The organism is Halomonas halocynthiae DSM 14573 (genome assembly GCF_000425725.1).
Lineage (GTDB): Bacteria > Pseudomonadota > Gammaproteobacteria > Pseudomonadales > Halomonadaceae > Halomonas > Halomonas halocynthiae.
The window spans coordinates 141,089-154,141 of the sequence record NZ_AUDZ01000016.1 but is presented as its reverse complement, the minus strand read 5'-3'; the positions used below and the strand labels follow the sequence as shown (position 1 = coordinate 154,141).

13 protein-coding genes are annotated in these 13,053 nt (G+C 55.9%); all 13 read left to right on the top strand.

Features of this window, described 5'->3' with window-relative positions:
• Positions 1-252: 252 nt before the first annotated feature.
• The 13 genes from H616_RS0104660 (at position 253) to H616_RS0104590 (ending at position 13,046) form a co-directional block, all read left to right on the top strand.
• Complete coding sequence (locus H616_RS0104660; protein ID WP_027966319.1) at positions 253-1,050, top strand: inositol monophosphatase family protein; 798 nt, start codon at positions 253-255, stop codon at positions 1,048-1,050.
• A 280-nt stretch (positions 1,051-1,330) separates the two neighbouring features.
• A complete protein-coding gene (locus H616_RS0104655) occupies positions 1,331-2,098 on the top strand; it encodes an ABC transporter ATP-binding protein (RefSeq protein ID WP_027966318.1) in 768 nt (255 codons plus the stop codon).
• Positions 2,099-2,923: 825 nt separating this feature from the next.
• Complete coding sequence (locus tag H616_RS14185) at positions 2,924-3,808, top strand: LysR family transcriptional regulator (protein WP_035572563.1); 885 nt, start codon at positions 2,924-2,926, stop codon at positions 3,806-3,808.
• Positions 3,809-3,923: 115 nt separating this feature from the next.
• On the top strand, positions 3,924-4,715 hold the full coding sequence (locus H616_RS0104635) for a putative hydro-lyase (RefSeq protein WP_035572561.1): 792 nt from the start codon (positions 3,924-3,926) through the stop codon (positions 4,713-4,715).
• Positions 4,716-4,747: 32 nt separating this feature from the next.
• Positions 4,748-5,809: a TRAP transporter substrate-binding protein gene (locus tag H616_RS0104630; RefSeq protein WP_027966316.1), complete on the top strand. Its 1,062-nt coding sequence runs from the start codon at positions 4,748-4,750 to the stop codon at positions 5,807-5,809.
• A gap of 61 nt (positions 5,810-5,870) precedes the next feature.
• Positions 5,871-6,464: a TRAP transporter small permease subunit gene (locus tag H616_RS0104625; protein ID WP_027966315.1), complete on the top strand. Its 594-nt coding sequence runs from the start codon at positions 5,871-5,873 to the stop codon at positions 6,462-6,464.
• On the top strand, positions 6,464-7,747 hold the full coding sequence (locus H616_RS0104620) for a TRAP transporter large permease (RefSeq protein WP_027966314.1): 1,284 nt from the start codon (positions 6,464-6,466) through the stop codon (positions 7,745-7,747). Before H616_RS0104625 ends, H616_RS0104620 begins: the two co-directional genes overlap by 1 nt.
• 33 nt (positions 7,748-7,780) lie before the next feature.
• A complete protein-coding gene (locus H616_RS0104615; RefSeq protein WP_027966313.1) occupies positions 7,781-8,458 on the top strand; it encodes a DUF2848 domain-containing protein in 678 nt (225 codons plus the stop codon).
• The gene (locus H616_RS0104610) at positions 8,455-9,825 is read left to right on the top strand and encodes an amidase (protein WP_027966312.1); all 1,371 of its coding nucleotides are present in this window, start codon (positions 8,455-8,457) and stop codon (positions 9,823-9,825) included. Before H616_RS0104615 ends, H616_RS0104610 begins: the two co-directional genes overlap by 4 nt.
• A 20-nt stretch (positions 9,826-9,845) precedes the next feature.
• Positions 9,846-10,601 (top strand): hypothetical protein, encoded by a 756-nt coding sequence (locus H616_RS0104605; protein WP_156906416.1) that lies wholly within the window; start codon positions 9,846-9,848, stop codon positions 10,599-10,601.
• A gap of 14 nt (positions 10,602-10,615) precedes the next feature.
• Positions 10,616-11,371 carry a 5-oxoprolinase subunit PxpA gene (locus H616_RS0104600; protein WP_027966310.1) on the top strand — a complete coding sequence of 252 codons (756 nt, stop codon included), beginning with the start codon at positions 10,616-10,618 and terminating at the stop codon, positions 11,369-11,371.
• Positions 11,368-12,096 carry a 5-oxoprolinase subunit B family protein gene (locus H616_RS0104595; protein WP_027966309.1) on the top strand — a complete coding sequence of 243 codons (729 nt, stop codon included), beginning with the start codon at positions 11,368-11,370 and terminating at the stop codon, positions 12,094-12,096. Before H616_RS0104600 ends, H616_RS0104595 begins: the two co-directional genes overlap by 4 nt.
• On the top strand, positions 12,093-13,046 hold the full coding sequence (locus tag H616_RS0104590) for a 5-oxoprolinase subunit C family protein (protein WP_205619057.1): 954 nt from the start codon (positions 12,093-12,095) through the stop codon (positions 13,044-13,046). Before H616_RS0104595 ends, H616_RS0104590 begins: the two co-directional genes overlap by 4 nt.
• Positions 13,047-13,053: the final 7 nt, after the last annotated feature.

The window sequence follows — 13,053 nt, the reverse complement described above, 5'->3', positions numbered from 1 at the left end:
ATATGGCATCCAAGCACAGCTATCAGCTTTTCGATATCACCCTCGCTCGGCGGACCCAAGTCAGCGCTTCGTTAGTCAAGTTTACCTTTACGGGCCCAGATGCTAACGCGGAAGGCCCCAAGCAGGGCTACGAGTGGAAGCCCCTCAAGGCGCCAAACCAAGACTGTCCACTGTCATCGCCACGTCATGAGTGGCTCGTTACCTTTATCAAACGATTTGATAACAGCCATACAAGCCCCCAGGAGAAACGACATGCTTGAGAGCGAAAACAGCTTGCTGGAAACAGTTAAGCAAGCAGCCTATGAGGCTGGCGCGCTGTTGCGTGAGGGGTATTCGCAAAAGGGACGGATTACATTTGAGCAAAAGGGAACATCTGATTTCGTTAGCTACTACGATACGGCAGCCGAAAGTATCATTATCGACTGCATCAACAGCGCTTTTCCCGATATCGCTTTCCTTGGCGAAGAAAGTGGCCTGACGCCCACTGATAGCGACTATAACGTGATTATTGACCCCCTTGATGGCACCAGCAATTTTCTACATGGCGTGCCTCACTTCTCGGTATCTATTGCGGTCACCAAAGGTAATGCGCTGATCATCGGTGTTGTCTATCAACCACTGCTTGATGAGATGCTCTGGGCAGGCCAAGGCGCAGGTGCCTTTCTCAATGACCGCCCGTTAACAACACCAGCCCCACGCCCGCTAACCGAGATGCTGGTGAGCACTTGTCTGCCCTATCACGCTAAAGGCGACTGCAGGACAGCGCTAAATCAACTCGCGACATTAATGCCCCAGGTGGCAGGTATCCGCAGCCCTGGCTCAGCGGCACTTGAGATCGCTTATCTCAGCCTAGGCCGGTTTGATGCTTTTTGGTCGCAAGGCGCCGCGCTCGACTTCTGGGATATCGCTGCCGGTATTGTGATAGCTCGGGAAGCTGGATACACCGTCACGGATATCTCTGGTGAGGCAAATCCTGTTCAATGGAACAGCCTAATTGCTGCGCACCCCGAACAGCATAGCCAACTGCTAGCATGTTTAGCCTCTTACTGATAAACGGCAAATGTCACTGCTGAGCTTCCACATTTTCCTGTTTTTTTGAGGCATACAAGCAGCCGCTGTAAACAGCCCACTTATTTTTTGTGCTTGCCGCCCTGTCGCGTTTTAAAGAGCCCCCGCGACATTTGACCTCGTGGCAATCGGGATGGCGGTTCGTGGCTGAGTACTTAGAGAGATTCACACACTGGCGAAAATCTTTTCATTTTTTTATTAAAAATGAGAACCATTAGCACTAGAATAGAGCTATTATTCATCCTATCGCTAGGAGTGATTCATGTTCGAGGTCAAAGGCGCTACCTTTGAAATCCATGGTAAGCAGATTCTAAACCCCATTGACCACAGCTTTCATGAGGGCAAGGTTTACGGCTTGATTGGCCACAATGGCTCGGGAAAGTCGACGCTGATTAAGCTAATGGCCCAGCAGCAACCCACCAGCCAAGGCGAGCTTCACTTTGACCAGCGCCCACTGAGTGACTGGGGAAATCGCGAGTTCGCTCGTCAGGTGGCTTACCTGCCCCAGCATTTGCCCAGTGCTGAAAGCCTGACTGGGCGCGAGCTGGTAGCTTTTGGTCGCTACCCTTGGCACGGCCTGCTCGGTCGCCATAACCAGAAAGACAAAGACGCCATTGATCGCGCCATCGCCCTTACCCACACAGAGGCCTTTGCCGACCGCTTAGTCGATACACTCTCCGGCGGCGAGCGTCAGCGAGTATGGTTGGCCATGCTACTCGCCCAGGGAAGTCGTTTCCTACTGCTCGATGAGCCACTAGCAGCACTGGATATTGCTCACCAAATTGAAGTGCTAGCGCTGGTTCGCAAGCTATGTGATGAGCTGAACCTTGGCGTCATTATTGTATTGCACGATATCAATATGGCATCACGCTACTGTGATGAACTGATGGCACTGCATAGCGGTCGCTTGCTAGCCCATGGCAGTCCGGATGATTTGATGAGCTGCAGCACCTTAGAAGCTATTTATGGCCTACCGATGCAGGTGATGAAACACCCCAATGGGGAGCACAATATTGCCGTGGCTCAATGAGTAAAGGTATGCCAACGCGCTAATGCCAGACGAGATCACTACCCAAATTAGCGCGCCTGTCTAATTGCTCCTTCTTAATACCGGCCTTGCTGGCTGACTCACATCGCACCGGTACAACGTTGTATTTCACCCGCCATTTGGTTAGATAGAAACAGTTCACCCCCTAATAGCAGCTCAGTATTCAGCAGTGAAGTGGCGGCAACAATACACCGTAGCAATGCCATACCGAATGATTCAGACACTACCTCTTACTCATCGGCTGTGGCGCACTGATGTCCTCTGGCTCTAACTCAGAAATTTCGAATCACGCCACGCAACATCTATTGAGTCAGCAGTCTGGAAGCAGACTATGCTAGGGTGGGACCCATGAAGAACCATAAGGTTCTGAAGGTCAAACCCTAGGTTGCCGACAACTAACAATCGGCAACTGTTCTATACGCCCATGCATGAAGGAGACTCAGTTCACTGCGGATCAAGTGTCAGCGGATGTCTCGTTCATCGTCTTTGAACTGGTGAACCACTAGAAAAACAGGTGAACAACAACAGCCCTGTTTGGAGACCTATCTTCAAGACATGAAAACCTCCAACACAGACAGCTACAACCGCGTATTCGTCATCATTCAGTCAGCCGCGGAAAATCAACTGGTATTCAGCGCTGTGGCCACACCTAGCGGGCTTGCGTAGAAATGAACGCTAAAGACCAATTCCAGCACGCTTTAAGCAACATTCAGGGCTCTACGTTGCAAAGACTGAAACTGCACTTGCTGGATGTCACCAACAAGACACTGCTGTACTTCTAGTAAACCGTCTGAACACGAGTGTCCAATGAACATCCGCTCTCTCGAAACCTTTTACTGGCTTGCCAAGCTGGGCAATTTCCGCGCCACCGGTGAGACACTACACGTCTCCCAGCCCACTATTTCTGCTCGTATTTCTGGGCTGGAAGATGAACTAGGGGTGGAGCTGTTCGACCGCTCCGGCCGCAGTGCGGTATTGACCGCAAAAGGCCGGGAGCTGCTGATATACGCTGAGAAAATCCTCGAGCTACATCAGGAGCTCTTGGAAAAAGTCGCCGACCCAGAATCCATCCATGGCACCATCCGGCTAGGCGTCGCAGAAACCATCGCCTATACCTGGCTGCCTAAGCTAATTGAACGGATCAACGAGACCTATCCGGCGATTAACCTTGAGCTGGATGTGGATGTCTCGCCCAGCCTAGCCGAGAAACTCATCAAACGGGAAATTGACATTGCCTTTCTGATTGGCGACGTGCGGCATGAGGGGTTTGTCACCAAACATTTCTGCAGTTATTCCCTGACTTGGGTCGCCAGTAAAAAAATGCCCCTGCCAGAGACACCCCTTAGCCTGTCCTCACTAGCCCGCATTCCTATCATCACCTACCCACGCATGAGTGAGCCGCACACCTATATCCGATCACTGATCCATCCGGTGGGACGCTCTATTCAAATTCACTCCAGCTCCTCGCTTTCCACCATTATCCGGATGACCGTAGACGGTATGGGGGTAAGTGCGCTGCCCAAAGAGATTGTCAGCAGCGAGCTTCAATCAGGAAGGCTACGAGAGCTTGAAGTGGAAGCCAATGTACCTGACTTAGTATTCAACGTCGCGTATATAACGGCTCCCGGCGGCCATATCGTGCGCGCCATTGCCGATCTTTCGCTGGCTCTGGTCGCGTCTAATAACGAATGAAAAATTACAGCCCACAATCGATCAGCTTTTTCGATCATTTTAAATATTAAATATCGATTGGAATTAATCATTGCTTTTGCCTTAACTTAGGAACAAACCATTACAAGGCAAAAAAATGATCAGCCACCCTCCCTCCCCTGCTCGGGCTGTCCGGCTCCAAGCTCGTGATGGTAGCCTCACTGGCCCAACCGCCGGACTAGCCAATGGTTTCGTTCAGGTCAATCTGGTGATCTTGCCGGAAGCCCAAGCGAATGGCTTTTTGCGTTTCTGCCAGGCCAACCCGAAACCATGTCCATTGATTGCCGTCAGTGAACCCGGCCAGCGAGGCTGTGAGATTTTAGCGGAGGATCTGGACATTGCCCGTGACGTACCATCTTACTGTGTCTACCGAGAAGGCGAGTTGGCAGGCACCTCCGGCGATGTGTCTGATCTGTGGCGGAAAGACCTCGTGACCTTTGCCCTAGGTTGCTCATTCAGCTTCGAACATGCACTGATACAGAACGGCGTCGCCGTTCGTCATATTGACGAAAATCGCAACGTGCCGATGTTTAAAACCTCAATTCCACTGCAAGCAGCCGGAGGATTTGCCGGCCAGATGGTGGTATCGATGCGCCCGTTCCTGGCCACTCGAGCCATTCGGGCCATTCAGATTACCACGCGGTACCCGCAGGCCCATGGCGCACCCGTGTACTTTGGCGATCCTGCGCAGATTGGCATTTCTGATCTGATGAAACCGGACTATGGTGATCCAGTATCCATTCATGCTAATGAAACGCCCGTTTTCTGGGCGTGTGGGGTCACGCCCCAACAGGTGCTAATGGATGCCGGTGTGCCATTCGCCATTACCCACAGCCCAGGCCATATGTTGGTAACCGACATTCCCGAGAGTCAGGTTGCCCTGCTGTAGTCCCTAGCAACAAAAAGAGAAGAGGAAACGTTATGATCAACAAAAAACAGACCATCACTGCGGCCGTATTTGTACTTTCTCTGGTGGGCCATGCCTCCGCTCAGGAGATTGATAAAACCAGCTTTGCCTACGTCGGTAGCTGGAGCAGCTTATCGCTGTATCAAAACTTTGAGAACCCGTTCTGGAGCAAGCACATTCCTGAAGCGTCTGGTGACAACCTGTCCACTACTGTGACCACCTTTGATCAGATGGGGTTAGGCGGTGGCGAAGTCTATCGCCTCATGGCCCGCAACGTCATAGAGGTTACGTCCACGGTTGCGGACTATGCGGTTCAGGATGCGCCAGAACTGGAAGGCCTAGACATGCCCATGATGGCACCTGATGTAGAGACGGCCCGTAAAGTAGCCGAAGCCTATTGGCCAGTTCTAGACGAAGCCTTCAGCGAACGCTTCGACGGTGCCAAAGTGCTGGCAGTAGTTCCCTATCCTTCCCAGGTTGTCTTCTGCAATGCTGAAATCAACAGCCTTTCTGATCTGGCAGGCAAGAAAGTACGTGCCAGTGGCCGGACAACCGCAGAGTTTCTGGAAGCGGTGGGCGCTGAGGGCATCACTCTGAACTACAGCGAAGTACCCGGCGCTCTTCAGCGCGGCGTCATTGACTGCGCGGTGACCGGCTCGCTCTCCGGTTACAGCTCCGGGTGGTACGAAGTAGCTACGCACCTATACCCGCTCCCAGTGGGAGGCTGGGATCATGTGGTCACCGCCATGAACGGCAAAAAATGGAACTCTCTGTCGCCGGAAACCCAAGAATGGCTGCTCAAGGAAGTAAAGGAAAATTACGAAACACCCGTCTGGGCCTCTGCAGTTGACGAAACCAAAGAAGGTATCGCTTGCCTGACCGGCGAGGGAACGTGCTCCCGCGGCGAGCCTGGCAACATGGTTCTGGTTGAGGCCACGGACAACGATTTCGAACAGGTATCCCGTCACTTGGAAGAAACCCTGCTGCCAAGCTGGGCGGCCCGGGTTGATCAGCGCTGGGTAGACCGCTGGAACGAAACAATCGGCAGCGTTACCGGCCTCAAAGCCTCCAAGTAACCCCTTACTATTGCAGAAACAAAGAACGGACTGCGCACACCAGTCCGTTCTGGAGACTCCTATGTTGGAACAGATAAATTCCGGACTCGACCGGATTCTCCAGAGAATCCAGTCCGGCTCGCTCTGGCTGGCCCGAGCGGGCGGCGTTCTGATTCTGCTTACAGTGATCCTAGTAACCGCCGAGATCGTGTTGCGGCAGTTGCTTGGCCGCTCAAATCTGCATGCGACCGAAATCACCGGTTATGTGATGGCCATCAGTACAAGCTGGGCGTTTGCATACACTCTGATGCGAAAAGCTCACATCAGAATTGATGCACTCTACCTGAAACTGCCGGTCAGCGCTCGGGGGGTACTGGACCTGATTGCCTTACTCTCTCTGGCATTGTTTTGCGTACTGGTGGTGGGTGCTGCCTTTGAGGTTGCTGAACACTCCTACAGTGGTGGGGCCCGAGCCAACACCCCGCTGGGAACACCGGTCTGGATTCCTCAGGCGTTATGGCTTCTGGGTTTGGTCTGGTTTTCCATTGCGGTTGTGCTGATGTCACTTCGCGTCCTCCTCGGATTACTTAGTGGCCAAGTGAACGACGTCCAGCGCCTGGCAGGTAGCCCAACGCTGGATCAACAGATCAGCGAAGAGAACAAGGAAACTAACTGATGATTCTGATCACTCTGGCCGTACTGCTGGTGTTGCTCCTGCTGAGTGTTCCAGTGGCCGCGACCCTGATTGTACTGGGGCTATTTCTGGACGAGTTCTTCTCACCATTCCCTCTAGTCAATGCAATGGGAGACGTTCTCTGGTCTGCCTCAAATAGCTTTCTACTGATTGCCATTCCCCTGTTTATTCTGTTAGGCGAGATCCTGGTACGCACAGGCATCGCCAAAGGTACTTACCGGGCTCTTGAAAGCTGGTTCTCCTGGCTTCCCGGTGGCCTGCTGCACGCCAACATAGGTACCGCAACGCTGTTCTCCGCCACCTCTGGCTCAAGCGTCGCGACAGCTGCCACCATTGGCACCGTTGCCATTCCACAGGGCAAAGATCTGAAGTATGACCAGCGCCTGTTTACCGGGTCCATCGCGGCTGGCGGCACCCTCGGCATCATGATTCCGCCGTCGATCAACCTCATTGTGTACGGCTTTCTGACCGAAACCTCCATCCCCCAGCTGTTCGCAGCGGGCATGATTCCCGGGCTGTTACTGGCCTTACTGTTCATCGTCGGCACCGCACTCATCTGCTTGTGGCGCCCCTCTCTGGGAGGGCCAAGCACCCATCACTCGTGGGGAGAGCGGCTCTCGGGCCTGAAGCATCTGGTCCCAGTTCTAGTGCTGTTTGGCATTGTGGTGGGATCAATCTACGCAGGCTGGGCAACTCCCACAGAAGCCGCTTCCCTTGGTGTCATCGGCGCCATGATGATTGCTGCGATTATGGGCAAACTGAGTAAATCAGTGATCTTGGAGGCCTTGGAAGGCACCATGCGAACCACCGGCATGATTATGCTGATCATCATGGCGTCGTACTTCCTGAATTTTGTACTGGCATCTGCTGGGATCACACAAGAGCTGACCTCATTCCTGGAATCCGCAGGCTTGGGTCCCTACTCAACGCTGCTACTAGTCATCTCCCTGTACATCATCTTGGGTTTCTTCATCGAAACCCTGTCGTTGATGGTAATCACCATTCCGATTGTGGCACCGATTATCATCGGCATGGGCTTTGACCCTGTCTGGTTCGGCATCCTTCTGATCCTGTTGATTGAGATGGCACTGATTACACCACCCGTCGGGCTCAACCTTTATGTGGTTCAGGGGGTACGTCAAGGCGGTTCCTTCAACGACGTGATGGTCGGAGCACTGCCATACGTCGCGATGATGCTTCTGATGGCGGTCGCGCTGGTGCTTTTCCCCTCAATCGCGCTATTCCTCCCAGAACTGCTGAATTAACCCTGATCAACGTATAACAACAGGAGACCCGTGATGACTGAATTTCAACTGGCTGAGACTGGCGAAACACTAAACGTTGCCATCAACGAGCTGATTATTGCTGGCTGGGCCGGGCGTGAGCAGGCCGGCATTGATGAGCATATTGAAGAACTCAAAGCCATCGGGGTTGCACCACCATCCAGCACCCCGCTGTTCTACCGAGCCTCGGCGAAGCTGGCCACGAACGACGGAAATGTTCAGTTTCTGGGCAACGAAACCAGCGGCGAAATAGAGGTGCTACTGATTGGCACCGAGCGTGGCACTCTCGTTGGGATCGGCTCTGACCACACCGACCGAGAAGCCGAAGCCTGGTCGGTCGCCCACTCCAAACAGGTGTGTGCCAAGCCGATCGGTCGTCAGGTTTGGTGGCTGGCCGATGTGATTGAACATTGGGATCAATTGCAGATGGCATCATTCGCAACCATCAATGGTCAGGAAGTGCCGTATCAGAAAGGTAGCGTGACGGGCCTGCTCCACCCTGAAGACCTGCTCTGCCGGTTCGGCCTAAACAAAACCGAACTGGCCCCGGGCCAGGCCATGCTCTGCGGGACGCTGCCCGTGATAGGCGGCGTTCGCCCAGCTCAGGTATTCCGGATGGTGCTGACAGACCCGGTCAAAGGCCGCGCTCTATCACACGCTTACACCATTGAAACACTATCGGTGGTGAAATGACGTTCAGGCCCGAGCATCTCAAACCGTTACCGGCGGAGTCACTCGCAGATCTGCTGAACGGCCTGGCAGCCGGCCAGTGGCAGGCCATCGACCTTTTGGAAACCTGCCTAGACAACATCAACCGCGGCGATGACCCAGTCCAGCAGATCTACACCGGGCGGTTTGACCGGCAGGCGGTCGCGGAAGCCCAGGCGGTGGATACGCTGCGGAGCGCCCAAGCTCCAGTAGGCGAGTTGGCTGGTCTACCCATCGCTCTGAAAGTGCTGTTCGACGTTGCTGGAGAGGTCACCCACGCCGGCAGCCAATGGTGGAAAACGCCCGCCAAAGCCGATGCCCTTATCGTATCTCGCCTGCGTAGCGCGGGAGCGGTAATCACCGGACACACCAACATGACCGAGTTTGCCTATTCCGGGCTGGGCATCAACCCTCACTATGGCACCCCCGACAACCCCATCGCGCCAGGCCGGATTCCTGGGGGCTCCTCCTCAGGGGCGGCGGTGGCGGTGGCCCGCAATATGGCCGCAGCAGCCATCGGATCTGACACGGGCGGCTCAGTTCGCATTCCATCAGCCTTCTGTGGCCTAGTCGGTTTCAAACCGTCACAGCAACGCATCCCTCGCAACGGCTCATTCCCGCTGTCCGACAGCCTAGATTCAATCGGCCCGATAGCCCGAACCGTGCACTGCTGCGCCCGGCTTGATGCCGTCCTAGCCGGCCAGCGTGCTCAAACACTAACTCCGCGCTCACTGGCCGGCCTGCGCTTTGCCGTACCATCGAATTACATGCTCGACGACGTTTCGCAGGAAATTGCAGAACCCTTCATCGCGAGCCTGAAGCGGCTTCGCGCGGCCGGTGCGCGCATCGACGAAGTAGTGGTTCCTGTGCTCAATAGCTTACCGGAACTGCTGGAAGGTGGCGGCTTTACTGCCGCAGAAAGTTACCACCTTCACAAGGAATGGCTAACCCCGCACGGAAACCAATACGACCCACGGGTTCGCGTCCGAATCGAACGTGGCGCCACTCTCAGCGCCACCGATTACATTGAATTACTCCAGCGTCGGCAACGTCGCACTCAACAGGCAGACCAATGGCTGTCAACCTACGACGGACTGCTTGCGCCCACCGTGCCAGTTGCGCCTCCCCGCGTTGAGGATCTCATTCAGGACGAAGATTATGGCCGCCTGAATCTGCTGGTGCTGCGCAATCCAACTGTCGCCAACCTGCTCGATTTGTGCGCAATTACCATCCCGAACCACGAACCGAGAGCGCTGCCATCAGGCCTGATGCTGATTGGCCGGAACGGCGCGGACAGGGACATACTCGCCATCGCAGCCGGAATTGAGGAGACTCTCGAAACCATATGCTGAGCGTTCTGGTTGCAAAACTGGTGGCGACCGCCGCGGTGGTTATCGGCGTGTCGGTGGCCGTCGGCAGAATGGGCCCACGGCTTGGCGGCATTCTGGCAGGGACGCCGATCATTCTGGGCCCTGGTTATTTCTTCATGTTGCAAGAACGTTCGACCGACTTCCTGCAGGCCGCTGCCCTGTCGACGCTGCATGCGCTCATTGCCACCCTGGTGTTTGTCATCATCTTTGTCCTAGCCGCCGGACGCTTTGGCATTGTCACCAGCTTGGTCCTGGCAACGGGCAGCTGGATACCCTCCTCCCTGTTGTTTTCTTTGCTTCCCGGGGGAGTATGGGGAGGCCTCTTGGTCTATGGGCTAGTTCTCCTGTCTGCCGAAATAATCCGCCGCCGATTGAACCTAGTGCAAACCGTAGTGGTTGCCAGATCCGGCTGGTTTGATTTACTACTGAGAGGCTTGCTGGCCGGTATCTTGGTGAGCATTGCAACCACTGTGGCGGCACAGTCCGGGCCTTTCCTTTCCGGTATATTGGTTGGGTTTCCGGTGGGGCTGTTCACCATTGGCTGGACACTGTACGAACGTTACGGCCCCGCCGTCGCGAGGGCGACCATGAGCATGGCTCAGAAAGGCATGCTCAGCCTCGTGGCCTTTACGGTGGCACTGGCTCTGACCGTGGAGACTCTGCCGCCCACGGCCACCTTCGCCACGTCCCTGCTGGCTTCCATCGCGGTGAGCCTGGGTATTTTTGTCATCAGCCAATGGCGTTACCGCGCACTGTAGACAGGAGAGGGTATATGAAAACGCTTTTAATCAATGCCGATATGGGCGAAAGCTTTGGCCCCTGGGTCATGGGTATGGATGAGCACGTGATGCCCCATGTCGACTTAGCCAATGTGGCCTGCGGCTTTCACGCTTCCGACCCCCACGTTATCCGGCGTACCGTGCGCTTGGCCAAGGCCTATCAGGTGAAAGTTGGCGCTCATCCATCCTATCCGGATCTGGTTGGTTTTGGCCGACGCTCTATCGCCTGCTCGCCGGACGAAGTGGAAGACCTAGTGCTGTACCAGATTGGTGCCTTGTCCGGGCTCTGTCGGGCCGAAGGCCTACAGCTTCATTACGTGAAACCTCACGGTGCACTCTATAACGACATGACCCGCGATCCCGAGCTGCTCGGAGCGGTGGTCAGAGCGGTCAAAGATTTCGATGATTCCCTGCCGTTAATGACGATGGCAGCCTGCGACACCTCAATGGCACAAGCCATTGCCGACCAGCACGGGGTCACCCTATGGTTTGAAGCCTTCGCAGACCGAGCCTACGACCCTCACGGCCACCTGGTCTCTCGACGGCTGCCGGGGGCGGTCCACGAAGATCCAGATGAAATCCTGGCGCAAGCCATCAAAATCGCCAAAGGCGAGCCACTGACCACCAGCGACGGCAGCAAGATTGTATTAAATGCTGACACACTCTGCGTGCATGGCGACAACAGCGAGTCCATTGCCGCAATCCAGTCCATCCGTGAAGCCATTCAGTCACTGAGAACTCAGCCATGAGCCTGCAGGCCGCGACAACCTTACCCCGGCTGGAGTCTGCAGGACTGGACGGCTGGATGGTTAGACTGTTCGACACCATTGATGAAGCCAACCTGCCTTGGATCACCGCGCTGCTGCAGCGCTGCGAATCAGCATTCGGAAAGGCAGTGGTAGACTTGGTGCCCTCCTACACTACCTTGTTGGTGGTTTTCGACCCCCTGCAGCTGAGCCCGTTTGAAGCGCAGCAGAAGATCATCAGCCTGCTGACGGGCCTGACACCGGAAGGTGGCACCGGCACCAGCCAGATACATGAACTGCCAACGTTCTACCACCCCAGCGTTGGACCAGACCTTGAGCGGGTCGCAAAAAACACAGGCCTATCAGTGGCCGACGTCATCGCGTGCCACAGCCAGAAAACTTACCGTGTTTTTGCCCTGGGTTTTGCGCCAGGCTTTGCCTTCATGGGCCTAACGAGCCCTCAGCTGGAGTGCCCAAGGCTCGACACACCCCGCAAAAGAGTCCCAGTGGGCAGCGTTGCCATTGCGGCACGCCAAACCGCTGCCTATCCCACAGCCACCCCGGGCGGCTGGAACCTTCTGGGTCGAACTAGTGCACGCTTGTTTGACCGTGAAAGAGAGGGTTTCAGTCTGCTGAACGTAGGCGATCAAGTACGCTTTGCCCCCGTCTCTCGCGACGCATTTGAACGCAACGGAGGCGATACCACACCCATAGAGGCTGCCCGATGACCACCCTCCCCCCGACTGATATCGCCATTCGAGTTCGCCAGGCTGGGTCGCTTACACTGCTTCAGGACCGGGGCCGCTTTGGCGTCCGGCATCTGGGGGTCACTCAGGGCGGTCCGGCTGACCTGTATTCCTGGGCCTGGGCCAACCACCTGGCCGGTAACCCCTGGGGCTCGGCAAGCCTAGAAATCACCTTTGGCGGGCTGCAGCTGGTGGCCGAGCGTGACCTTGAAATCGCCATTGCCGGGGCTGATCTTGGTGCTACTCTAGAGGGTAAACCGGCCCCGCTTTGGCGACGGATACGCTGGCCCGAGGGTCAGTCTCTGGTATTTAACACCCCAGTTAGCGGCCTGCGTGCTTACCTCTCCGTTCACGGCGGCTTTGCCGCTCCCCCTGCCATGGGCAGCGTGGCCTGTGTGGCCCGAGAGCAACTGGGCGGCTTCGATGGCTACGGCCGAAAACTGGCCGACGATGACCAATTGCGCATTTTCACACCAACCACCCCCGCAACACTGGGGATTACCGAAGCCCCGGCCCACGCCCGCCCGGATTTTCAAGAGCCGCCGCAGCTCGACCTGCTGCCAGGCGCTCAAATTGCCGAGTTCACCGGCAACAGTCTGTTTGATGCGTTCAACGCCTGGTGGCGGGTGGATGATCGGGCAGACCGCATGGGAGTGCGCCTGAAAGGCCCCAAATTAGAGTGTCGAACCCGCTCCCTGATTTCAGAGGGTATCAACCTCGGAAGTCTCCAGGTGCCACCCGATGGCCAGCCGATCGCGCTGCTCAACGACCGCCAGACCATCGGGGGCTATCCAAGACTGGGCGCGCTTTCACCGCTGGCCGCGTCCCGGCTGGGCCAGTGCCTCCCCGGGCAAGAAGTCAGGCTGATCGCCCGCAGCAGTGAAGCGGTGCTCCGAGAATACCGCGCATTTCTGGCCGCGTTTAACACCTGACTCCGCT

Excerpts from the sequence above, each read along its gene's own strand:
- H616_RS0104660 (WP_027966319.1), top strand. The coding sequence starts at position 253 with ATGCTTGAGAGCGAAAACAGCTTGCTGGAAACAGTTAAGCAAGCAGCC.
- H616_RS0104655 (WP_027966318.1), top strand. The coding sequence starts at position 1,331 with ATGTTCGAGGTCAAAGGCGCTACCTTTGAAATCCATGGTAAGCAGATT.
- H616_RS14185 (WP_035572563.1), top strand. The coding sequence starts at position 2,924 with ATGAACATCCGCTCTCTCGAAACCTTTTACTGGCTTGCCAAGCTGGGC.
- H616_RS0104635 (WP_035572561.1), top strand. The coding sequence starts at position 3,924 with ATGATCAGCCACCCTCCCTCCCCTGCTCGGGCTGTCCGGCTCCAAGCT.
- H616_RS0104630 (WP_027966316.1), top strand. The coding sequence starts at position 4,748 with ATGATCAACAAAAAACAGACCATCACTGCGGCCGTATTTGTACTTTCT.
- H616_RS0104625 (WP_027966315.1), top strand. The coding sequence starts at position 5,871 with ATGTTGGAACAGATAAATTCCGGACTCGACCGGATTCTCCAGAGAATC.
- H616_RS0104620 (WP_027966314.1), top strand. The coding sequence starts at position 6,464 with ATGATTCTGATCACTCTGGCCGTACTGCTGGTGTTGCTCCTGCTGAGT.
- H616_RS0104615 (WP_027966313.1), top strand. The coding sequence starts at position 7,781 with ATGACTGAATTTCAACTGGCTGAGACTGGCGAAACACTAAACGTTGCC.
- H616_RS0104610 (WP_027966312.1), top strand. The coding sequence starts at position 8,455 with ATGACGTTCAGGCCCGAGCATCTCAAACCGTTACCGGCGGAGTCACTC.
- H616_RS0104600 (WP_027966310.1), top strand. The coding sequence starts at position 10,616 with ATGAAAACGCTTTTAATCAATGCCGATATGGGCGAAAGCTTTGGCCCC.
- H616_RS0104595 (WP_027966309.1), top strand. The coding sequence starts at position 11,368 with ATGAGCCTGCAGGCCGCGACAACCTTACCCCGGCTGGAGTCTGCAGGA.
- H616_RS0104590 (WP_205619057.1), top strand. The coding sequence starts at position 12,093 with ATGACCACCCTCCCCCCGACTGATATCGCCATTCGAGTTCGCCAGGCT.